The organism is Colwellia psychrerythraea 34H, assembly GCF_000012325.1.
GTDB classification, from domain to species: domain Bacteria; phylum Pseudomonadota; class Gammaproteobacteria; order Enterobacterales; family Alteromonadaceae; genus Colwellia; species Colwellia psychrerythraea_A.
Genome location: NC_003910.7, coordinates 4,240,249 through 4,262,490, shown reverse-complemented (window position 1 = coordinate 4,262,490; position 22,242 = coordinate 4,240,249). Strand labels below are relative to the sequence as shown.

The following is a 22,242-nucleotide window of genomic DNA, read 5'->3' as shown; positions in this document are numbered from 1 at the left end:
GGATTTCACCTATTCCTTCAAAATAGGCACTGAGTACACCTTCAATTAAGGCTGCAGATTTTGAGTTTGCGACAGAACCTTTGTGTCACCTCAAGAAGATTATCTATTTCGCCTCGTTGTTGATTTTCTAGTTGTTGGTAATATTCATTCCTATTAGCCTCAAATACCGAAGATAATGAGAATAAACGCAAATTTTTTTGGCTCAGTTTCTGCTAAACAACGCTCTGTTATGACACGAGATAACAGAGCGTAACCATTATCAAAGGGGTGAACAGTAACAAACCAAAATTTGGCAACGGCAGCACGAATATAGGCTGACCTCTCATAGGGTTAATTTAGCCAATTGAAAAATATATCCATTTCATGAGTTACTTCTTTTTAGTTTAATCCAGGAGCTAGGTAGTGAATTTGCTGTTTTTCTTAGCGACCAGAGAGTCGTTGCATTTTATCATTTCGATATTCACCAATCGCTTTAGGGGTAACTAATGGTTGGGAAGGGAACAGTAACTGATGCCAAGCTTTAATGGTTCTATAACTTAGCTGATTATCAAAAAAACGAAAACGGATAGTTCTTAATAATAATTAAACCATTGAATCACTTTGTTGAGGATACTTATTTCCTTTACTGATCCCTAGCTTATTTACGATACTAGAGCGTACAGAATCACGATAAAATAACTCACCTTTAATTTTAGCTGATGAAAGTGTTTTATTTAGTAATACGACAGCTTCCCAACCTAAATACTGCTCAAGAGTGAGCATATTTCTTAGTTGCTTGAGAGGAGAAACCCCTTGGATACATTTTTCTAATCTAGGTACAATAGTGGAGTTATCATCAATGAACTTTGGCCATTTTTTATCTTCCCATACCCACATAATACCCTCTGAATTAATTAAACCACTAATCAGGCTCTCTATTCCAAAGTTCAATAAAGTTACCGACGAGCCACGGCCTGAAAGTCAGTGGAATTCCATTGAAAAGCCTATAGATATTATTTTATTAGAAGAGTAGTGCTGGGGCGTACAGTCACAAACTGACGAGTAACTACAAGTGCCAATTAATGAACTTAAATTACAACATGACGTTAACGGTGAGTGGCGTAATTAAGCTCATATCGAGGTAGCCCGACTATTTGAACTAGGTATGCAGCTTGAGAGTGCTAGTTTGTCTACGTCCAATAGTTAATTAGTCGAGTAAATTGAGCAGACGGGAATACTCCTGCACCAATCAATTAAGACTTTGCGATCGAGTAATAGATAATTATTGACCAATTGGTAAAATATGATTAGTGTTAGTCTTCATTAATCGTATCAAAAAGTGCGTAAGTCGCAGTTCTTATGTATTTTTTAACCAGAGTGCCTTTATGGAAACCAATCAATTACGCGGTATTTTTTACATGATGGCTGCCATGTTGCTGATATCCGTTCAGGAAGCGTTAGCTAAATATCTGGGACAGGCACTGCCTGTAGCACAGGTGGTTTGGGCTCGATATCTGGGACATCTGGTGTTGATGATAATATTACTCTGGCCGAAGAATGGCATGAGCCTGCTGAAGACCAATAAACTATTTATACAAATTGCTCGCTCTCTGATCCTGCTGATTGATACTGTGCTGTTCTTTTTTGGATTGACGATGCTTGGTCTGGCTGAAGCCACCGCTATTTTCTTTACTGTACCGTTGTTAGTGTTATTGCTATCTATTCCTTTGCTTGGTGAGCGGGTGAGCGCTTCATCAATTGTGGCTGTTATAGTCGGATTCATTGGCACTTTGATTATCGTTCGGCCTGGCATCAATGGCCTGGGTTCTTCGGATCTTGGCATAGGTGCACTATTTATATTTGGAGCGGCTTGCTGTACTGCTATTTATAACGTCACCACACGAAAACTTTCAGCTAGCGAGCCGATACCAGTTACTTTGTTCTATACCGCTATAGTCGGAGCTGTAGTAACCAGTTTATTTTTGCCCTTCATTTGGGAGACTCCAACTAGTCTAGAGGTATGGGCTGCACTTATTTTTATCGGTCTATTTGGCGGGTCAGCTCATAGCCTGATTATCATTTCTCATAAATATGCGGCTGCCACGACAGTCGCTCCTTTTATATATTCACAGATATTCTGGGCCTTGGGTCTTGGCTGGTTGATGTTCGGGGAACTACCTGATTTTTATGTCTACTTTGGTGGAGCGATAGTTATCAGCAGTGGACTGTACCTATTTTATCATGGACGAACGCGAGTAAATACTGCTAGCCAGCAGTTGGGTAAGGATCCACTTTTGGTGAACGCTGCGAAGATTAAAGCACTACAGAATAGGCCGTAGGGTGACGTAGTTAATTTGGCCACCAACTTCTATTTCTCATTGAATTAGCACCTTGTCTTCCTCTATTGTGCCGTCGTTCAAATTAGGTGTGTGGACCTCGGATAACGAATGAAAATATTTTGGCTAAATGTTATCCCCGATATTAGCAACTGTGGGTTTTAATACATCCTAATCGATTGAATGATGGCTTTAAATGGTATTTTTCTACCATTAATATCTTATTTATCAAAACTTTAATTGCTTAGTTTACCTTTGTTGTATCTGTCATTCATATTTCATACTTCCTCCCTATTTGTCTTTACCTGTTTAATAATCGTATTCTCTCGTATAAATAATAAATTATTAATAATATATAAATAACAATGACTTAAATATAGTTTTAATTTATTTATTAAAAATGCTTGACCATATGGTAAAACTTAAACTAGTATAAATTGACCAAAGGGTAAAACTTAGTGGTGATGAATTGATTTCATACTGCCGATCATTTAAGCCCTTAGATAACAAAAACAATAATTATAATCTGGGAGTCGTCATGGATAAGTTAACAGCAGTACAGGCCAGCCAACTAGGCGATGTTCGCGGCAAAGCGTTGAATACGCTCCGACAAGCCGCCTGTGCTGTGCGTGATCAACATTGGGGCAAGATCATGACGTATTCAAGAAAGGTTTTTATTCCTCTGACCAACATGTGCCGCGATGAGTGCCAATACTGCACCTTCGTTCAGCGTCCAGAATCCGGTAATGCAACCATCATGACGCCGGAGCAGGTATTGACCGTCATTCGTCAGGGTCAGGCAATGGGCTGCAAAGAAGTGTTGTTGAGCCTAGGTGAAAAACCTGAACTACGCTATCGCGAAGCAAGAGAAGCACTCGCTGAACAAGGTTTTTCCACGATGATGGAATACGTAGCTGAGATCAGTGCACTAATACTGCGTGAAACCAGCCTGTTACCACACGTTAATGCCGGTACTATGACCGCTGATGAGTTGGCAAATATTAAAAAAGTCAGCGCTAGCATGGGCATGATGCTTGAAACTGTCAGTGAACGATTATTGCAAAAAGGACAAGCGCACTACGCCTGTCCAGACAAAGTTCCCGCTACACGTTTGGCAACCATCAAAAGTGCGGGCGAGCAGAACATTCCTTATACCACTGGTATTTTGATAGGTATTGGTGAAACGTGGCAGGAACGTGTAGAAAGTCTTGAAGCCATTAATAATCTTCACCTCAAATATGGTCACATTCAGGAAGTTATCGTGCAGAATTTTTGTGCCAAATCCGGCACGGCCATGGCTGACCATCCAGAGCCTGATCTTGAAGATATGTTGCGGACTTTGGCCGTCGCTCGTCTAATGCTCGATCCGAGTATTAGTATTCAGGCACCACCAAATCTACAACAACGCTATAAAGATTATATCGGCAGCGGTATTAATGATTGGGGTGGAATTTCGCCGTTAACCAAGGACTTTATCAACCCAGAAAGAGCCTGGCCTCAAATTGAGCAATTAGCCAAGGCGACTCAGGACTGTGGTTATCAGTTACAAGAACGCCTAGCTGTTTACCCTGAATATCTTAAACAACAATATCTTAGCCCACAAATCTCAAAGCGACTCGAAGGTATGGCTCGCGCCGACGGTTTAGCCTCTCAACAATGTGTTACTGCAGAATCGGCAAAGCATGCCGCTGATATGATCTACCACGTGGCCCTTTAAGGAGAATAGTGATGAATAATTATATTTCAATGGTACCTCTATCGTCAGGTGGTGATGGTTCGTTAACTGCTTTATTAACGTCAATTTCTCCAAAAGTCAGCGACATCCTCAATAAGGCGCTCAATGATGAAGATATCAGTGAGCAAGAAGGATTGGTCTTATTCGATACCCAAGGGCTTGAGCTTGATGCTTTAATTGCGACTGCCGATGAGTTGCGGATGAAGACTGTTGGTAATTGTGGGACCTTTGTGATTACCCGTAATATCAACTTCACCAATGTCTGTAATATGGGCTGTAAGTTCTGTGGTTTTGCCAAACGTAAAACCGAAGCAGGTGCTGAATTGTTGTCGATGGATGAAATTGCAAATCGTGCCCAGGAAGCTTGGGATCGTGGTGCCACTGAAGTTTGTATCCAAGGCGGTTTACACCCAGATCTTAAGGGCGATCACTATCGTAATATTTTAAAAGCTATCAAGACGCAGGTGCCTGAGATGCATATCCATGCATTTTCACCGTTTGAAATTTGGTATGGCGCTCGCAAAAGCAGGATGTCTACAGCAGATTTTATCCAGGATTTAATCGATCATGGGCTCGGATCTATGCCAGGCACGGCGGCGGAAATTCTTGATGTGGAGATCCGTAAACAACTGACCAAGGATAAACTCAGTACTGAACAGTGGGTAGATATAATCACTACAGCTCACAAACTGGGTTTACCAACCACTGCTACCATTATGTATGGCCATGTTGACAGCCCGAAACACTGGGTAGAGCATATTGGTAAGATCCGCAGTATTCAGCAACAAACCGGCGGTTTCACTGAGTTTGTGCCACTGGGATTTGTCCACTATGAATCGCCACTGTATCTGAGCAACCCTAATGTTCGTCCAGGCCCGACGCCAGATGAAAATATCAAGATGCATGCCATTTCACGAGTAATGCTCAATGGCTGGATCGACAACATCCAAGCATCATGGGTCAAACTAGGACCGGATTATGCCACCGCAATGTTACGGGCAGGTGCCAACGATATTGGCGGCACTTTAATGAATGAAAGTATTACCCGGGCCTCCGGCGGTAAAAACGGTCAAGAGATTATGCCAGCCGATATGGTAATGATGATCGAAAAAGCAGGTTTAAGCGCTGTGCGTCGTAATACCCTATATAAATCGGTTGAAACCTTCGAGCGATCTTCACCTCTTGAAATTGTCAAAAATACCTGTCCCCAAACTATTTCTGTGGTGGAAATAGCAGTAACAGAAGATGCTGCTTTGCCAAGAGTTTCTGGAGGTTTGTTATGAGCCATTCAACGATGAAAATTTTGCTGTTATCCGGTGGTGTCGGTGGCGCCAAAATGGCCGAAGGTCTGTATCACAGTGAATATGGAAACGAGCTGTCAGTGATAGGTAATGTAGCCGACGATATGTTATTTCATGGTCTGTGGGTCTCCCCTGATATTGATACCCTTACTTATACACTAGCGGATCTGATTGATACTAAAAAGGGTTGGGGCCTAAAAGACGAAACGACCAATACCCTTGAAGCACTTGAGCGTCTGGGCTGTGATACCTGGATGTACTTGGGCGATAAAGATTTTGCTACCCATATATACCGCACCCAACAGAAACAATCAGGCATTCGACCGTCGGTGATAGCCAAGCATATTGCTAAGCAGCTTGGTGTGACCGCCAATATATTGTTACCTACCGATCAGGTGATTCAAAATCGTATCCATACAGAGCAGGGTTGGTTAGATTTTCAGAGTTACTTTGTCAAAAAGGGCTGTCAGCCGGAGATCCTTGATATTTTCGTGTCGGGCATTGAAGATGCGCAACCTACTCCAGAATCACTGAAAGCCATCAACGAAGCCGATCTGATCATCATTGCGCCGAGTAATCCCATTGTCAGTATCAACCCCATTGTGAATGTGCCGGGGATTCGAGCGGCACTAAAATCTTCCAAAGCCCCTGTGGTAGCGGTATCACCAATGATTAATGGCAAGACGGTTAAAGGTCCTGCTGATCGAATGATGGCTGCGATGAACTTTAGCAGCGATGTCTTGGGGGTAGCGAACTGTTATCAGGGGTTGATTGACGGTTTTGTTATTGATATCGAAGACCAACAATTTACCTCTGTACTTGAAGCAAGTGGTCTGAAGGTGATGGTGGCACAAACGTTGATGAAAAACCGCATAGATAAGGTTTCTCTTGCTGAAAACGTGGTAGCCGAAATGAGCACAAAATTTGGGCTTAAATGCGGTACTCAATTGGCAGAGGAGGTTTAGATGAGAACCAATATTGTCATACCCATGAAAGATCCGCAGTTGTCTAAAACTCGATTAGATCCACAACTGAGCAGCCGACAGCGCCAGGCACTGGCGCTGTCGATGTTTAAAACTACTTTGTCATTTTTTAATAAGTATTTTCCCCAGCATCACTTGTTGGTGGTGACAGCTTCTGAGTTCATATCTGATATCGCCTGTACCTATGGTGCATCGGTATTGATAGAAACTAAGCTGGGCTTACGGCAGGCTGTTGAAAGTGCCGCCCGCTGGAGTCTTAATAATGATTTTCAGTCACAACTGTTAATCCCCGCGGATATTGCCGAGCTCGATTACAGGGAGTTTGAACGGCTGTTGATGATTTACCGTCCAGTGCCGTCAGTTTTATTATGCCCTGCATTTGATCTAGGTACTAATGCATTGCTGACTACGCCACCTAATGCGATCCCGTTTTTATACGGTATTGACTCTAGTCTCGCCCATCAAAGGGTGGCACAGGAGCGGGATATAGTTTGCCAGGTGATTAAGTTACCTGCATTAGCGTTAGATATTGATACCCCAGACGATTTAGAGTTGTTGGCACTATTGTCAAGTCCAGTTACTCAGGAGTTAAATAAATTATGCAAAACAGCGTAACAATTCAAACCATCGACGGTATTGGTGATATTCAACCGGGCGATGATCTGGCGCAGATTTTAATAAGCGCCATGGACAAAACGGAGCTTTATATTGAAGACGGGGACATTCTAGTCATTGCCCAGAAAGTGGTATCCAAAGCAGAGGATCGTTATGTCGCTCTCAAAGACATTATCCCATCGACAGAGGCTCTGGCTCTGGCGAATAAGGTCAACAAGGATCCGCGTAAAATTGAGGTCATTCTTGCTGAGTCAAAAGGTGTTTTGCGAGCGGTAATACATGCAGGGCAATCAGAAGGCATTGTTATCACTGAGCATAATCTAGGGTTTGTCTGCGCCAATGCGGCGGTAGATGAATCTAATATCGACCAGAAAGACACTTTGCTACTCTTGCCTGTTGATCCAGACGCTAGTGCTCGTGCTTTACGTGACCGTCTAGAAGAAGCCTATGGCGTAAGGGTTGGAGTGGTGATCACCGATACTTTTGGCCGACCATGGCGCATGGGGCTAGTGAATGTAGCCATTGGCCTAGCTGGTGTCCCTGCGAAAGTGGATTTAGCTGGTGAAAAAGATGCTTTTGGCCGCCCATTAGCAGTCACCGCTCCGGCACTAGCTGATGAACTGGCCGCCGCGTCTGGTTTATTGATGGCAAAAGATGGTAAAAAACCGGCACTCATTTTTAAGGGGGTTAACTGGCAATCAGAAGTGAGTTCAGCCCTCGATTTAGTTAGACCATTAAAAGAGGATTTATTTAGATGAAAATAGCAATTTTAGGTGGTACTGGTCCCCAGGGACGAGGTCTTGCATTACGCTTGGCAAAAGCAGGTGTTGATGTTGTGTTGGGTTCTAGGGATGCAGCACGCGCTGATGAAATAGCCATTGAGCTCAATCAAATTATTAAACCTTCAAGTGATGAACTGGGTGTTATCTCCGGTGCAAATAATGAGGATGCGGTAGATGCAGCCGATAAGATGGTTGTTCTAGCGGTGCCATATAGCGCGCACAATACCACTTTAGAGGCCATCAAAGCACAGCTGGCCGACAAGATCTTAGTGGATATCGTTGTGCCACTGGCTGAAGGTAATCCTAAAGCGGTGGATATGCCGGCTGAAGGCTCGGTGACCGAAGAGGCTCAGGCGCTGCTAGGTGATGATATTCCTGTGGTAGGAGCACTGCACAATGTGTCTGCTCATACCCTCAACAAACTCGACCAGGCGATCAATTGCGATATCCTGGTTTGTGGTAACGATCTAGCAGCTAAAGAGCAGGTCATTGCTCTTATCCAGCGAATGGATGTGTGTGCGTATAACGTAGGTCCGGCGGTGAATGCCCGTTGTGTAGAGGCTATTACGCCGATGCTGATCCGTCTTAATATTTCCAAAAAAGTACCGTTTACCCATTCAGGTCTTAAAATTTGGGCGCCTGGTACTTAATAGCTTCAACAATAAATAAAAATAACAATTTTGTTAATAAAGGAGAAAATCATGGATTTTGGTATTACTTTCAAAGGGTTTGTAAGCCCCGAACGTGCACGTAGTTTGGTCAAACAGGCAGAAGACGCAGGATTTACACATTGCTGGTTTTACGATTCACACGTGCTGTGGCGCGAATGTTATCCGGCCATTGCGATGTGTATGGAACACACCTCTAAAATAAGTTTTGGTCCTTGTGTGACTAATCCAAACTCACGTGACTGGTCAGTGGCCGCGAGTTTATTCGCCAGCCTTGCGCTGCAAAGTAAGGGGCGTTTTCATGTTGGTCTGGGTCGTGGCGATAGCGCTATGCGAGTTATGGGGAAAAAACCGGCTAACCTGGCCCGTGTTGCTGAATTCACTACTAAGGTGAAAGCAATGGTCCGTGGTGACGAAGTTCAGTACGGCGACAGTCCTGAAGCAGTGAAATTACCATGGGCAGAAGGTTATGAGTTGCCGGTATACATTGGTGCCTATGGTCCTAAAGCGTTGAAAACCGCTGGTGAAGTAGGTGACGGTGTTGTTATCCAAATCGCAGAACCATCACTGGTAAAATGGTTTGCAGATCAAGCAATTAAAGCTGGTGTAGAAGCGGGACGTGATATGTCTAAGTTTGAAGTTATTGCTTCTGCACCTGCCTATGTGGGGGACATGGATTATTGTGTCGAAGCCACTAAATGGTTCCCTGCTATGGTGGGTAATCATGTAGCTGATATCGTTGAAAAATATGGAGCTCACAGTGGTCTTGTTCCTGAAAGTCTGACGGCTTACATCGAACAACGTAAGGGTTACGACTACTCAAAACACGGTCAGAGTGATAACCCATATCTGGATTTTATTTCTAAAGAGATTGTTGAGAGTTTCTGCGTTCTGGGTGATATGGATCAGCATGTCACTAAGATTAAAGAGCTTGAAGAAGCGGGTACTACCCAGTTCAACGTTTACTTGGATAACGGTGATGAAGAGAAAATTATAGAGAACTACGGTAAACATATCATCCCGTTGTTCCGTTAATTTTCAGTTGTAATCTATACCACATAAAAAAACGCCAGTAGTACTGGCGTTTTTTATGTTCTGAATATATCAATTCGTAGGAATATATAGAGTGATTGTTATTTAAAAGTATTATTAAACATGCTGTTATCATTAAATTTACCATTGGGTAAAATTAATTTTTGAAATAGGCATATATTTCTTGACCACTAGGTAAAAGATTGCTAATTTTACCTAGTGGTCAAATTTCTTGGTCGTCCTGTCGGTCGACACATAAGGAGCAATAATAAATGTTAAATAATAAAATCAATGGTCAGCGTTTGTGGGATAGCTTGATGGAGATGGGGCAAATTGGTGGCACACCCAAAGGTGGTGTTTGCCGGTTAGCTCTGACAGATCTCGATAAAGAGGGGCGCGACCTCTTCGTTGACTGGTGTCTGGAGGCTGGTTGTACTGTTCGTGTTGACACTATGGGTAACATATTCGCCCGACGGGCTGGTAAAGATAATAGTCTGCCACCTGTGGTGATGGGCAGCCACCTAGATACTCAGCCGACGGGCGGTAAGTTTGACGGTATTTATGGTGTATTATCGGGACTGGAAGTGATCCGCAGTTTAAACGATCACAATATAGAGACCCTTGCTCCTGTTGAAGCTTCTGTTTGGACAAATGAAGAAGGATCACGTTTCCCACCAGCGATGGTGGCCTCTGGGGTATTTGCCGGGGTTTTTGATCTTGAGTACGGTCTCAGTCGTGCCGATCTCGATGGTAAAACTATGGGGGACGAGCTTGCCCGCATTGGTTATGCCGGTGAAGTGGAGTGCGGTAATCGTGAATTCAAGGCGTTCTTCGAAGCGCATATCGAGCAGGGACCGATCCTCGAAAATGAAAAGAAAACCATTGGCATTGTGACTGATGCTCAGGGACAGCGATGGTATGAAGTGACACTTACAGGGCAGGAATCCCATGCCGGACCAACGCCGATGCTGAGTCGGAAAGATGCACTGGTAGGCGCTGCTAAGATTATTGATCAGGTTAACCGTATTGGTCTGAGTAACCAGCCTAGCGCTTGTGCGACTGTTGGTCTGTTGCAGGTATTCCCTAATTCGCGCAACGTCATTCCGGGAGAAGTGTTTTTTACAATTGATTTCCGTCATCCCAATGATCAGATTCTGGCAGCAATGGACCATGAACTACGTGAGTTAAGCCAACGAATTGCCGATGAGCAGGGCCTAGAAATGAAGTTCGAGCAGATCTGGCACTCACCACCGGTACCTTTTAACAAAAACTGTGTCGATTCGGTACGGAAAGCTGCTGAAACGTCAGGTTACAGCCACCAGGATATTATCAGTGGCGCTGGTCACGATGCCTGTTATATCTCGCGGGTGGCACCCACCGCTATGGTATTTGTCCCTTGTGAAAATGGTATCAGCCATAATGAAGCCGAAAACGCTGATCCTGCCGATTTAGCGGCTGGCTGTGATGTGTTATTCCAAGCAGTCGTTGAACAGGCTAACGACGCCTAAGTTTTTCAGAATAACCTGACACCGCTCTCTGGGGTCAGGTTTCACCTTCGGTATTTATGTTTATTATGGTTATAAAAATAGCCATCAGGATTTTTGCGCTTAAAAAACAGTTGTGATCACTGTTGATGCCAACGTCTTCTGAAGCATTATCGAGGTTATATCAGGTCAAGTTACACCGAAATTAATAACAGGAGTTTGAAATGATTATTGGAATTACTAAAGAAGCTCAAGCAAACGAACAACGAGTGGCGATGGTGCCAAAAAATGCTGCGGTACTGATAGCCAAAGGCTGTCAGGTGTTGGTGGAAAGTGATGCTGGTGTCAAAGCTGGTTATACAGATGAGGATTATAGGACTGTTGGAGCGGAGATAGTTGATTGCCGCCAGACTCTACTCACCCGCGCCGAAGTCATCACTCAGGTGAATGTCTCACGGACACAGACTGCCGATGAAGCCAATGAGTTTCGCGCAAACCAGTGGGTCATCGGTTTGATGGATCCATTAGGTGAACCGGAACAAGCGGGTTTTTTGGCGAAACAGAATATTACTTCACTAGCTATGGAGTTGATCCCGCGGATCAGTCGGGCACAAAGTATGGACGCTCTTTCCTCGATGGCGACGATTGCCGGGTATAAAGCCGTGTTGATGGCGGCGAGTATCTGTCCTCGAATCTACCCTATGTTGATGACTGCTGCGGGTACCTTAAATCCGGCACGGGTGTTTATTATGGGGGCTGGCGTTGCAGGATTGCAGGCGGCAGCGACCGCTAAACGCCTTGGTGGGATAGTTGAGGCTTACGATGTACGTCCAGCAGCGCGTGATCAGATTATTTCTGTGGGTGCCAAGGCAATTGAACTGGCACTGGACACCGGAGCTGCAGAAGGTCAGGGCGGCTATGCCAAGGCCCAGGGCGAAGAGTTTCTGAGCCGTCAGCGTGAACTAATGAGTGAGGTGTTGGCAGAGCAGGATGTGGTGATCACCACTGCCGCGATCCCTGGCGCAAAATCCCCTGTATTGATCACTGCCGATATGGTCAGTCGGATGAAACGTGGAGCGGTGATCATCGATTTGGCCTCTGAACGAGGTGGTAACTGCGAACTGACAAAACATGGTCAAACTATTGAAGCCCACGGGGTTACGATTGTAGGTCCTGATAATATCGCTGGCAGTATTCCTCATCATGCTAGTCAGTTATATGGAAAAAATATTGAGAATCTGTTGCTGCAGCTAATGACTGACAGTGGTGAGATGGTATTGGATTTCGAAGATGAGATAGTCCAAGGCACTTTGGTGAGTCATCAAGGCACAGTATATCATCCTCGACTTCGGAGCCTACTGGGACTGCCGGAGTTGATTAACGAGCAAGAACAAATGACAGAGGTAGCATAATGGAAATTTTAGTCTTACAGATAGCCTTGTTTGTAATAGCTGTTTATCTGGGTGTGGAATTGATCACCAAGGTACCAGCGACACTTCATACACCACTGATGTCCGGCAGTAATGCTATTTCGGGGATCACCATAGTTGGTGCTCTGATAGCAGCGGGTGCTGGGGAGGGGGCATCCACAATGGCGTCTATATTGGGTTTTATCGCTGTTGTATTGGCGACGATTAATGTGATCAGCGGGTTTATGGTAACTCACCGTATGCTAAGCATGTTTAAGAAGAGGGCATAAGAATGAATTTTATATGGATTGATTTATTATATCTGGTGGCGGCGGTGATGTTTATCACTGGCATCAAGGGACTAACCCGACCGAAAACTGCAGTCAGGGGAAATATTGTTGCGGCTATCGGAATGTTTATTGCGGTAGTTGTGACACTTCTTAATAGTAAGATCGTCAGTTACGAGTTGATCATCGCAGGTATCTTGTTGGGTTCACTGGTTGGTGCGGTATTAGCTAAAAAAATGCCAATGACTAGCATGCCGCAAATGGTGGCCTTGCTAAATGGCTTTGGTGGTGGTGCTTCGCTAGCCATAGCTGTGGCCAGTTACCTGGTAATGAGTGTAGGTGCAGAACAGAACAACGGTCCTTTGTTGATTGCCTCGCAAGTAGCAATAGTGTTAACCGTATTGATCGGTGGTGTGACACTGTCGGGTAGTGCGGTGGCACTTGCCAAGTTGCAAGAATGGTTACCAGGAAAATCGATAGGGTTTCCCGGGATCAAGTTTTTCAACGTACTGTTGGTAATTAGCGCTTTGTACATGGGGTATGGTTTATTTGAGTCGCCCGTCAGTGGTGGTTATTTGGTGTTATTGGTGGCTATTGTCCTTGTATTGGGGGTTACTCTGGTAATACCTATCGGCGGAGCGGATATGCCGGTAGTAATTGCTTTGTTAAATGCTTATTCCGGTATTGCTGCAGCGGCGGCTGGTTTTATCATGGGAAATACAGTGCTAATAATTTCTGGTGCGCTAGTCGGCGCGTCGGGTCTTATCCTAACCCAAATTATGTGTGTGGCGATGAACCGTTCGTTGGTGAATGTGCTATTTGGTACCATCGAGACTGGTAGTGGCGAAACTATGGATGCTGATGAAGTCTATGGTGGTAAGGTCAAGTCGTCTTGCCCAGATGAGGTGGCTATGGTTTTGGAAACTGCTAGTCGAGTAGTGATTGTTCCAGGATTTGGAATGGCGATGGCACAGGCTCAACATGCCGTAAGGGATCTCGCTGATACACTCCAGTCACAAAATATAGAGGTGGAATATGCCATTCATCCTGTTGCTGGCCGCATGCCTGGTCACATGAACGTACTCTTGGCGGAAGCCGAAGTGGATTATGACCTGATGAAAACCATGGACGAAGCTAACCCCACATTTGATCAGACCGATGTGGTGATCGTAATTGGCGCCAATGATGTAACGAACCCGATGGCGAGGGAAGATAAAGGCAGCCCTATTTATGGTATGCCAATTCTTAATGTCGACAAAGCCAAAACTGTGGTTGTGGTTAAACGTAGTCTCAGCGCGGGATTTGCGGGATTACCCAACCCGTTATTTGCCAATGACAATACTCTGATGTTGTTTGGTGATGGTAAAAAAGCAATTCAGGACTTAACTGCGGCTGTTAATAAAGCTGCATAAACTGGTTGCCCGTGGGGAGTTTAGTAATAAAGTGAGTGTATGGCGATCTTCACAGCGTTAAGTTTTACATGCCAAGGCAACAACTTTTATCAGCAATGGAATCACGGGCAATCTATTAAAAGTAGTGTGAAATATACATTTGAAACGCTCTGCATTTATTTGCTAAGCGTTATGTGTATATATAATTTGTGCTTTCTGGGGCAATAATAATTTTAAAGTTAATATCGATAATATAGACACATATAAATAGGACCGAACTTATGGATAATTACAAGATTTATCAGTTAGTAGACGTTATAATTTCTGCTATAAAAATATGATATTTCTATACATCAAGACATCAACATTGGGTTTACAGCCTTGTCCGATGTGTTTATGTGAAGTTAGCTTTAGATTTGATAGCTGAGATAAAATACAACAACATGTTATTAATAAAATTAACAAAATCGATATCTGTTTAGCTTATCATTAACACCTTGTTGTTAGTGTTAAGTATGGTCGTTGGTTTTGGCATTTATGATTACGAAAATCAAAGTCAACTTTTAAAAACTGAGTAAATAATTCAATTAGATCTTGTCGAGTATCGACTCAAACTTAACTTACCGTCAACCATCTGGAATTATGAATATCAGCAGTTAAAACTGGTCATAGATTCAGAACCTAGGCTTGTTTAAGCGTTTGGGGGAATTATTGCTTTGTAGTTGACAATATCAATGCTAATAAGCTCTTTGCTGACACTGTTATGTCTACGTCACTCTGTAGTTACTAAAACGGCACAATAAATGTGCCGTTTATTATAGATAAACTAGAATTAAACCACCATTGAATGAGGGTCAATGACAAACTTTTGTGCGGCGCCTTTATCAAAGGCATTATAACCTTCAGGTGCACCATCAAGTGAAATGACTTTCACGTTAACCGCTTTAGCAATTTGAACTTTATCCCACAAAATAGCCTGCATTAGGTTGCGATGATATTTCATTACTGGACATTGACCGGTAACAAAATAATGTGATTTCGCCCAACCAAGACCAAAATTCATACTAAGTTGGCCAGTTTTAGCCGCTTCAGTAGATGCACCTGGATCGCCAGTTACATAAAGCCCTGGAATACCGATACCACCCCCAGCACGTGTTACTTCCATCATAGTATTAAGTACAATTGCAGGCTGTTCTTTATGATGACTACAACCGTGGCTGTGGGCTTCAAAACCAACACAATCCACAGCAGCATCTACTTCTGGAACACCTAATATTTGTTCTATCATATCTGGCACTGTGGCATCTTGACGTAAATCGATAGTTTCACAGCCAAAGCTACGAGCTTGAGCTAGACGCTCTGGATTCATATCACCTACAATGACACAAGCCGCGCCAAGTAATTGTGATGAAGCTGCAGCAGCAAGACCTACAGGTCCAGCACCAGCAATATAAACTGTGGCACCAGGAACAACACCAGCAGTTACAGCACCATGATATCCCGTTGGGAAAATATCAGAGAGCATGGTCAAGTCACGAATTTTTTCTAATGCCTGATCTTTATCAGGAAATTTTAGCAGGTTGAAGTCAGCATAAGGCACCATCACATATTCAGATTGACCACCAACCCAGCCGCCCATATCAACGTAACCAAAGGCGGCACCAGCGCGACCAGGATTAACGTTTAAGCAAATACCTGTGTTTCCTTCGCGACAGTTTCTACAGCGACCACAAGCAATATTAAAAGGTACAGAGACAATATCACCAATGTCTAAAAACTCTACATCGCTGCCTTTTTCAATGATCATACCGGTAATTTCATGACCTAAAACAAGCCCAGGTTCAGCGGTAGTACGGCCACGTACCATATGTTGATCACTGCCACAAATATTGGTAGTTACTACTTTTAAAATAACACCGTGCTCACATTTTCGATTGCCAATGGCAAGCTTAGGGTAGGCAATATCTTGAATTTCAACACTTCCAGGGCCAGTATAAACAACGCCGCGGTTTCCATGATTTGAGCACATATCAATCTCTCTTGTTGGTTAAATGACACTAATAATATTTTTAAAATGTTGCTTTGGTCATTAATTAAGAATCGAAGCCAATCTCCTTATCATTATTGAAATAGTTACTGGCTAAGGTGAAAAGCACTGTGTTTAGGGTACCGTTTTGATGATTATATGGGCATACCTAAAAAAGACACTAGCATGCCAAAAACAGACGGAACTAGTTTAAAAAGAATGAGAAGTGCTACATTAGAGAATAAAATGATCGACAAACTTTACTCTTCTTCGAATGATTTTTAGTTGAAAGATCTGATCGTTAGATGGTTAATTGGTTATCACAGGTTAGGTGTCAACTTCACTAAAGAACTATAAAATCAGCGAATAACGTTCGATTTTAGTCGTGTTAAACTAAATTGAACCGATGGATCGTTTGTGGATCGCTATATATCGAGGTTACTTGGCAGTTACCCAGAGAATTTGTGCATCGTCTTCACTTACAGAAATAACTAAATGCCCCATCATTGCATCATAATAGACGCTATCACCCTCTACCAAGTTCACTGGTTCATAGAATTCAGTCACCAACTGGACTTCGCCTTCTAACACCAACATGTACTCTTCGCCACTATGGCGAACCCATTCACCGAAGTCATCGAAACTACGGGCGTGAACTCTGCACTTGTATGGCATCATTTTTTTATGGCTAAATTGCGTGGACAGTAATTCATGCTCATACGTGGAAGTTAAATGATAATTTCCTTGGTCCTTTAACGTTATATCACGACGCCCAACTGCTTGAGCCACAGTTGGCTTAGTAAATAATTGCGGTAACTCAATATTTAAACCGGTTGCTAACTTTTGCATCACAGTAAAGGTTGGCGAAATTTGTTCATTCTCAATTTTAGATAAGGTTGAAGCTGCCAAGTTAGTCAGGTTAGCCGCCTCTCTAAGGGTTAGCTTGTTCCTTATTCGGATCGACTTTAGCTGCGCGCCTATGCTAATAGCGCCAATTGCTCGCACATCATGTTTACTGCTTGTTACTGTCATTGACATTTAGATGTCCTTTTTTCACTATTGCTCATCATGTCATTTAGCAAGCAGAGTGAGCAGTTCAAGAGACATTAATACGCTATAAATAGACAAACGTACCTTGGCAAATGAGGGTTAATACTTAACAAACAGCGACAATGTTTACGATAAATGAATAAACGTTGTCGTTGATTACTTCTAATAAGATGGCGATTAGTAAGTGGCGACTAAGAGCCCGCTACTTAGAAAAGACCACGGTCTTTTTCCCATACATGAATATGCGATGTTCGATATGACAACGCACCGCGCGCGACAGCGTTAAACATTCTATATCACGTCCTTTAGCCGCTAAGTCTTTAGGATAATAACCGTGGTCAACCGTCTCAACGCCTTGGCTGATGATTGGCCCTTCATCGAGGTCATCACTGACATAATGCGCAGTCGCGCCCACTAACTTAATGCCACGGTCATAGGCTTGAAAATACGGTCTTGCGCCTTTGAAACCGGGTAATAACGAGTGGTGAATATTAATGGCTTTACCGGACAACTTCTGACACAAATCGCTCGATAAGACCTGCATATAACGCGCTAATACCACCAAGTCCGCATCAGATTCTTGAATAATCTGCCACACCTTGGCTTCTTGCTCAGGTTTAGTGTCCTTCGTGATGGGCAGGTGGTAATAAGGAATTCCATGCCACTTTGCTAGCTCTTCTAAATCTGGGTGATTAGAGATGATCGCGGGGATCTCTATATCCAAATCGCCGGTGCGATAACGGTATAATAAGTCATTCAAGCAATGATCGTGTTTGGACACCATGATCACAACTTTAGATTTATACGGACTGGAGGCTAGTTGCCATTGCATCTCAAATTCACTGGCGCGTTGCTCAAACTCTTGGCTAAAGGTTTCAGCGCTAAAGTCTGTCGCCGTCTGTGCTCTAAATTCTATGCGGATGAAAAAACGATTGACCGCGGTATCATCAAACGAGTGAATTTCATTAATATAGAACCCTTTTTCGCACAAAAAACGGGTCACCACATCAACCGTTCCCGGCCGACTAGGACAATCTGCGGTAATAATATGCGTTTGCGATACAGGTTTGATATCGGACATGTTCGATCCTATTTTGAAGTGAAAACCGCTTAGTTTGAACAGAATGACTTTATGCATTCAAGCTATTCAGTTAAACATAAGCGGTTTTATAATGAGTGATCGCTACCCTTAACGCGCATTGAAACAACAAACAATGTGCGTTAAGGGGCGATTGGTTTTAGCTAAACAAGCGTTAAACGATCGTCAGGCCGTATTCTTGGCTACCTTGTTGGATCCATAACCACACATAGTCAGAAAAACTGCGGCGTACCACCAGCTGAAACGAATCTTCGCTCACGCGCAAGATATGCGCACCCGTTTTAGCAAAGGTAGTACCCACGACTTTACCCACGGGAAAGCTATCCAGGTGTAAATCATAACCAGTTGATTTTTTCATCAAGTCGATAACATGCTCACCACTCAGTTCAATCAGAGTTTGCGCGCCACTGATATCACTGACGGCAAAGTGGCCGGTTAAATACGAACGCAGCTTTTGCTCGACTTCATCTTCATTGCCTGAGGCGACAATAATTAACCATTCATCGGGCGCTAACCACATGATTTGTGCGAGCTCACTCTTGGCGCTGCTACACGGCGTAATAGGCAGTGCGACCCCGAGTGCTTCTTGTACACCAGCTAAAAATTCAGCATCCGCACAGTTGCCACGTAAGTTAAGGTGACCCAATAACTTATGCTCATGCAAGACAATGCCACCCGCGCTTGATTGGCCAATTAATTGGTCAAGTTGAGCATGGTGTAGCGGCGATTCTACCTGGATTGAGTTAGACATTTTGACGGTCTCCCTTTGGATCATAAAATACTGGGCTGCAAATTTCAGCTTCCACGGTGGTGCCATCACTTAATGGCAAATAGACACTCTCACCTTTGCGGCTAATACCGCCTTTAACGACTGCTAAGGCAAACGAGTAGCCCATACAAGCACTGTAATAACTTGAGGTAACGTGACCCACCATTTTCATTGGGATGGATTGGTTTTTCTCAAAGACAATTTGTGCGCCTTCAGGCAGTACAAAAGTAGGGTCTTTCGGTTTCAAGCCCACCATTTGTTTACGATCGTCACGTTTATTGTCAAAGCGCGTCCAAGAGCGTTTACCAATAAAGCTAAAGTCTTTTTTCTTACCCACAACCCAGTCCATGTCTAAATCTTGTGGTGTCACCGAGCCATCGGTGTCTTGTCCGACAATGATAAAGCCTTTTTCTGCACGTAAAATATGCATGGTTTCGGTGCCATACGGGGTGATATTAAATTCTTCACCCGCCGCCATCACCGCTTTCCAGGCATGCATGCCATAGTTTGCTTGCACGTTAATTTCAAACGACAGCTCGCCGGTAAACGAGATACGGAAAATGCGTGCTTTAACCCCCGCAACCGTCGCTGCGCGCCAATCCATGTACTTGAAACTGTCATTACTGACATCAATATCACAGATTTTCTCCAAGACTTTACGAGAGTTAGGTCCTGAGATAGTCATGGTTGACCAATGGTCAGTCACGGTTGAGAAATACACCTCCAGCTCAGGCCACTCGGTTTGATGCCATAGCTCTAACCATTGCAATACGCCCGCCGCCCCGCCAGTGGTGGTGGTCATGATAAAACGATTATCGTCAAGACAGACGGTAACCCCATCATCAAAGACCATACCGTCTTCTTTACACATAACGCCGTAGCGACATTTGCCTACGCCTAACTTGCTCCATGGGTTGGTATAGACGCGGTTTAAAAATTCGCGTGCATCTTTGCCTTGAATATCAATTTTACCTAAGGTCGAAGCATCTAAAATACCGACACTGTTACGTGTTGCTAAACATTCACGCTCGAGTGATTGCTGCATGGTTTCGCCTGGCTGTGGGAAGTACCACGGGCGTTTCCATTGGCCAACATCTTCAAACTCAGCGCCATTTTCTAAATGCCATTTATGCATAGCGCTAAAACGTGCTGGGTCGAACAAGTGCTTCACATCCGCACCCGCTAAGGCGCCAAACGTGGTGGGGGTATACATAGGGCGGAAGATAGTGGTGCCCGTTTCAGGGATAGTTTTACCTAACGATTTAGCGGTAATTGCCATGCCGTTGATATTACCTAACTTGCCTTGGTCCGTACCAAAACCTAACGCGGTGTAGCGTTTGACATGCTCAATCGATTCAAAGCCTTCACGGTTTGCCAGTTCAATACCTGCGGCGGTGACATCATTTTGATAATCAACAAACTGTTTTGGCGCGCGACTGGTTTTTTTACTGTGCGGTATGTGAAACAGCGCCATGGACGCATCTTCTTGTGGGTCGCTGGTTGTTGGCGAGTTCCCCGCATAACGTCCATCACCTTTGCCTGCGGCCTCTGCTGCGACAGCGCCAGTGGTGAAACCATCACTGATGACTTTTGATAACGCGTAAACGCCTTCCAGTCCACCGCAACTGTGTTGCTTTTGCACGGTATCACCGGGTACAAACCCCGCAATGTCGTCGTTCCACACCGGACGCGAGCCTGTGTGTGATGACAAATGAATAACAGGGCTCCAACCACCTGAGCTGGCAACCGTATCACAGACAATATGTTTCGCTGGACCAGTAACACTGTGATTACTCGCATTGATTGGCGCAACCTCAACGCCTTTGACGCGTTTGCTGCCTTTGACTTCAATCACGCCATGGCCAAAGATGATATCGATGCCCAGTTTTTTGACCTTATTGACCAAGTCGCCATTTGAGGTGCTTCGCGTATCAACGATAGCGACCACTTTACGACCGGCTTGATGCCAATCAATCGCGGTTTTGTAGGCATTATCATTGGTGGTCATTAACACCAATTGCTTGCCTGGTACTACATCATAGCGATTAATGTAGGTAGAAATTGCATTGGCTAACATACAACCTGGCACGTCATTGTTACCATAAACAAGCGGACGCTCATGAGCACCGGTGGCTAAAATCACTTGTTTAGCGCGCACTTTATGCACGCGTTGACGGGTGCTTTGCAGTTGATGCTCACCTAAATGGTCGGTGCGACGTTCATTAATGCCCACTAGGTTATGGTCGTAATAACCAAACACCGTGCTGCGAGGAAGTAACATCACGTTATCCATCTCGCTAAGCTGTGCCACGGTTTTTTCTACCCATTGACTCGGCAATTGGCCATCTATTTGCTGCGTTGAGCATAATAAACTGCCGCCAAATTCATTTTGCTCATCACTGATGATAACGCGTGCGCCTGTTTGCGCAGCAGATAACGCTGCGGCTAAGCCCGCAGGACCACCACCGACAATCATCACATCACAATGATGGTGCATTTTGTCATAACTGTCCGGGTCATTTTGCTGAGGACTTGCCCCTAAACCAGCGCCTTTGCGAATTAAGTGCTCGTATGACATCCATAACGATTGTGGAAACATAAAGGTTTTGTAATAAAACCCGGGCGGCATCATCGAGCCACCTAATTTGCCCACGGTGCCCATTAAATCGAAATCAACATTAGGCCAACCGTTGGTTGAGCTTGCGGTTAATCCTTGGTACAAGTCGGTTTGTGTCGCGCGTGGGTTAGGAATAGTGGTCGCTTGCGTCGAGCCAATTTGAAAAATGGCGTTCGGCTCTTGCGAGTCACTGGTAATAATACCGCGAGGACGTGAGTACTTAAAACTACGCCCAACGACATCAACACCATTAGCTAACAAGGCTGATGCGACGGTATCGCCTTCAAAACCTGTATATTCTTTGCCGTTAAAGCTAAAGGTTAAGGTGCGGTTGCGATTAATGCGTTTGCTGCTTCCAGCGATTCGATTAACTTGGCTCATGATTGGCCCTCTTCACTAGCGGTGACGCTGGGCTTTAGGCCCATTTTGTAAGTTTCCATGATTTCATAGGTCACGGTGTTTCGGGTCGCGTTGAAATATTTGCGACAACCGGCCGCATGTAGCCACATCTCGTGATGTAAACCGCGCGGGTTTTTACGGAAAAACAAGTAACGTGCCCATTGCTCATCACTAATTTCTTCGGGTTGAAGTGGGCGCACGATATGAGCTTGCCCAGCAGGGCTAAACTCTTCTTCTTCGCGCAGCTCTTCACAATAAGGACAGTGGATAAGTAACATAA

At 44.2% G+C, this 22,242-nt stretch carries 19 protein-coding genes; 12 read left to right on the top strand and 7 right to left on the bottom strand.

Translation table 11 applies throughout. The features are described from left to right. Positions 1–582: 582 nt before the first annotated feature. Positions 583–876 carry a DUF4172 domain-containing protein gene (locus CPS_RS18130; protein ID WP_041737127.1) on the bottom strand — a complete coding sequence of 98 codons (294 nt, stop codon included), beginning with the start codon at positions 874–876 and terminating at the stop codon, positions 583–585. A gap of 488 nt (positions 877–1,364) precedes the next feature. Between CPS_RS18130 and CPS_RS18125 the strand changes: the two genes are divergently transcribed. The 12 genes from CPS_RS18125 to CPS_RS18070 all read left to right on the top strand — a co-directional run bounded on the left by CPS_RS18125 (position 1,365) and on the right by CPS_RS18070 (position 14,023). Beyond that, positions 1,365–2,318: a DMT family transporter gene (locus CPS_RS18125; protein WP_011044788.1), complete on the top strand. Its 954-nt coding sequence runs from the start codon at positions 1,365–1,367 to the stop codon at positions 2,316–2,318. Between the two features lie 535 nt (positions 2,319–2,853). Further along, positions 2,854–4,032: a 7,8-didemethyl-8-hydroxy-5-deazariboflavin synthase CofG gene (gene cofG, locus CPS_RS18120; protein ID WP_011044787.1), complete on the top strand. Its 1,179-nt coding sequence runs from the start codon at positions 2,854–2,856 to the stop codon at positions 4,030–4,032. An 11-nt stretch (positions 4,033–4,043) separates the two neighbouring features. After that, positions 4,044–5,333, top strand: a complete 1,290-nt coding sequence (gene cofH, locus CPS_RS18115) for a 5-amino-6-(D-ribitylamino)uracil--L-tyrosine 4-hydroxyphenyl transferase CofH (protein ID WP_011044786.1) — start codon at positions 4,044–4,046, stop codon at positions 5,331–5,333. Beyond that, on the top strand, positions 5,330–6,316 hold the full coding sequence (gene cofD / locus CPS_RS18110; protein WP_041737126.1) for a 2-phospho-L-lactate transferase: 987 nt from the start codon (positions 5,330–5,332) through the stop codon (positions 6,314–6,316). The genes cofH and cofD overlap by 4 nt, the downstream gene beginning before the upstream one ends. Then, positions 6,317–6,949: a 2-phospho-L-lactate guanylyltransferase gene (gene cofC, locus CPS_RS18105; RefSeq protein WP_011044784.1), complete on the top strand. Its 633-nt coding sequence runs from the start codon at positions 6,317–6,319 to the stop codon at positions 6,947–6,949. Further along, positions 6,934–7,707 carry a coenzyme F420-0:L-glutamate ligase gene (cofE, locus tag CPS_RS18100; RefSeq protein WP_011044783.1) on the top strand — a complete coding sequence of 258 codons (774 nt, stop codon included), beginning with the start codon at positions 6,934–6,936 and terminating at the stop codon, positions 7,705–7,707. The genes cofC and cofE overlap by 16 nt, the downstream gene beginning before the upstream one ends. After that, positions 7,704–8,381 carry an NADPH-dependent F420 reductase gene (npdG, locus tag CPS_RS18095; RefSeq protein ID WP_011044782.1) on the top strand — a complete coding sequence of 226 codons (678 nt, stop codon included), beginning with the start codon at positions 7,704–7,706 and terminating at the stop codon, positions 8,379–8,381. Before cofE ends, npdG begins: the two co-directional genes overlap by 4 nt. A gap of 51 nt (positions 8,382–8,432) precedes the next feature. Next, entirely contained in the window at positions 8,433–9,434 is a 1,002-nt protein-coding gene (locus CPS_RS18090; RefSeq protein WP_011044781.1) for a TIGR03842 family LLM class F420-dependent oxidoreductase, read from the top strand. A gap of 269 nt (positions 9,435–9,703) precedes the next feature. After that, on the top strand, positions 9,704–10,939 hold the full coding sequence (locus tag CPS_RS18085) for a Zn-dependent hydrolase (protein ID WP_011044780.1): 1,236 nt from the start codon (positions 9,704–9,706) through the stop codon (positions 10,937–10,939). A 200-nt stretch (positions 10,940–11,139) separates the two neighbouring features. Beyond that, positions 11,140–12,327 carry a Re/Si-specific NAD(P)(+) transhydrogenase subunit alpha gene (locus tag CPS_RS18080; protein ID WP_041737125.1) on the top strand — a complete coding sequence of 396 codons (1,188 nt, stop codon included), beginning with the start codon at positions 11,140–11,142 and terminating at the stop codon, positions 12,325–12,327. Continuing rightward, positions 12,327–12,614 (top strand): NAD(P) transhydrogenase subunit alpha, encoded by a 288-nt coding sequence (locus CPS_RS18075; protein WP_041737124.1) that lies wholly within the window; start codon positions 12,327–12,329, stop codon positions 12,612–12,614. The genes CPS_RS18080 and CPS_RS18075 overlap by 1 nt, the downstream gene beginning before the upstream one ends. A gap of 2 nt (positions 12,615–12,616) precedes the next feature. After that, the gene (locus CPS_RS18070) at positions 12,617–14,023 is read left to right on the top strand and encodes an NAD(P)(+) transhydrogenase (Re/Si-specific) subunit beta (protein WP_011044779.1); all 1,407 of its coding nucleotides are present in this window, start codon (positions 12,617–12,619) and stop codon (positions 14,021–14,023) included. Positions 14,024–14,834: 811 nt separating this feature from the next. On the opposite strand, the gene fdhA is transcribed toward CPS_RS18070, so the two are convergent. The 6 genes from fdhA to CPS_RS18040 form a co-directional block, all read right to left on the bottom strand. After that, positions 14,835–16,031, bottom strand: coding sequence for a formaldehyde dehydrogenase, glutathione-independent (gene fdhA / locus CPS_RS18065; RefSeq protein ID WP_011044778.1), 1,197 nt, complete (start codon positions 16,029–16,031; stop codon positions 14,835–14,837). A gap of 435 nt (positions 16,032–16,466) precedes the next feature. Beyond that, positions 16,467–17,066 carry a helix-turn-helix domain-containing protein gene (locus CPS_RS18060; protein ID WP_011044776.1) on the bottom strand — a complete coding sequence of 200 codons (600 nt, stop codon included), beginning with the start codon at positions 17,064–17,066 and terminating at the stop codon, positions 16,467–16,469. Positions 17,067–17,280: 214 nt separating this feature from the next. Continuing rightward, complete coding sequence (gene purU / locus CPS_RS18055) at positions 17,281–18,150, bottom strand: formyltetrahydrofolate deformylase (protein WP_420794794.1); 870 nt, start codon at positions 18,148–18,150, stop codon at positions 17,281–17,283. A 181-nt stretch (positions 18,151–18,331) separates the two neighbouring features. Then, positions 18,332–18,928: a sarcosine oxidase subunit gamma gene (locus tag CPS_RS18050; RefSeq protein ID WP_011043291.1), complete on the bottom strand. Its 597-nt coding sequence runs from the start codon at positions 18,926–18,928 to the stop codon at positions 18,332–18,334. Then, positions 18,921–21,944: a sarcosine oxidase subunit alpha gene (locus CPS_RS18045; protein ID WP_011043290.1), complete on the bottom strand. Its 3,024-nt coding sequence runs from the start codon at positions 21,942–21,944 to the stop codon at positions 18,921–18,923. Before CPS_RS18045 ends, CPS_RS18050 begins: the two co-directional genes overlap by 8 nt. Continuing rightward, complete coding sequence (locus tag CPS_RS18040) at positions 21,941–22,240, bottom strand: sarcosine oxidase subunit delta (protein ID WP_011043289.1); 300 nt, start codon at positions 22,238–22,240, stop codon at positions 21,941–21,943. Before CPS_RS18040 ends, CPS_RS18045 begins: the two co-directional genes overlap by 4 nt. Between the last annotated feature and the right edge of the window lie 2 nt (positions 22,241–22,242).

What these genes read in the sequence shown, in the direction of transcription:
- CPS_RS18130 (WP_041737127.1), bottom strand. Translation starts at nt 876, where the DNA reads ATGTGGGTATGGGAAGATAAAAAATGGCCAAAGTTCATTGATGATAAC.
- CPS_RS18125 (WP_011044788.1), top strand. Translation starts at nt 1,365, where the DNA reads ATGGAAACCAATCAATTACGCGGTATTTTTTACATGATGGCTGCCATG.
- cofG (WP_011044787.1), top strand. Translation starts at nt 2,854, where the DNA reads ATGGATAAGTTAACAGCAGTACAGGCCAGCCAACTAGGCGATGTTCGC.
- cofH (WP_011044786.1), top strand. Translation starts at nt 4,044, where the DNA reads ATGAATAATTATATTTCAATGGTACCTCTATCGTCAGGTGGTGATGGT.
- cofD (WP_041737126.1), top strand. Translation starts at nt 5,330, where the DNA reads ATGAGCCATTCAACGATGAAAATTTTGCTGTTATCCGGTGGTGTCGGT.
- cofC (WP_011044784.1), top strand. Translation starts at nt 6,317, where the DNA reads ATGAGAACCAATATTGTCATACCCATGAAAGATCCGCAGTTGTCTAAA.
- cofE (WP_011044783.1), top strand. Translation starts at nt 6,934, where the DNA reads ATGCAAAACAGCGTAACAATTCAAACCATCGACGGTATTGGTGATATT.
- npdG (WP_011044782.1), top strand. Translation starts at nt 7,704, where the DNA reads ATGAAAATAGCAATTTTAGGTGGTACTGGTCCCCAGGGACGAGGTCTT.
- CPS_RS18090 (WP_011044781.1), top strand. Translation starts at nt 8,433, where the DNA reads ATGGATTTTGGTATTACTTTCAAAGGGTTTGTAAGCCCCGAACGTGCA.
- CPS_RS18085 (WP_011044780.1), top strand. Translation starts at nt 9,704, where the DNA reads ATGTTAAATAATAAAATCAATGGTCAGCGTTTGTGGGATAGCTTGATG.
- CPS_RS18080 (WP_041737125.1), top strand. Translation starts at nt 11,140, where the DNA reads ATGATTATTGGAATTACTAAAGAAGCTCAAGCAAACGAACAACGAGTG.
- CPS_RS18075 (WP_041737124.1), top strand. Translation starts at nt 12,327, where the DNA reads ATGGAAATTTTAGTCTTACAGATAGCCTTGTTTGTAATAGCTGTTTAT.
- CPS_RS18070 (WP_011044779.1), top strand. Translation starts at nt 12,617, where the DNA reads ATGAATTTTATATGGATTGATTTATTATATCTGGTGGCGGCGGTGATG.
- fdhA (WP_011044778.1), bottom strand. Translation starts at nt 16,031, where the DNA reads ATGTGCTCAAATCATGGAAACCGCGGCGTTGTTTATACTGGCCCTGGA.
- CPS_RS18060 (WP_011044776.1), bottom strand. Translation starts at nt 17,066, where the DNA reads ATGTCAATGACAGTAACAAGCAGTAAACATGATGTGCGAGCAATTGGC.
- CPS_RS18050 (WP_011043291.1), bottom strand. Translation starts at nt 18,928, where the DNA reads ATGTCTAACTCAATCCAGGTAGAATCGCCGCTACACCATGCTCAACTT.
- CPS_RS18045 (WP_011043290.1), bottom strand. Translation starts at nt 21,944, where the DNA reads ATGAGCCAAGTTAATCGAATCGCTGGAAGCAGCAAACGCATTAATCGC.
- CPS_RS18040 (WP_011043289.1), bottom strand. Translation starts at nt 22,240, where the DNA reads ATGTTACTTATCCACTGTCCTTATTGTGAAGAGCTGCGCGAAGAAGAA.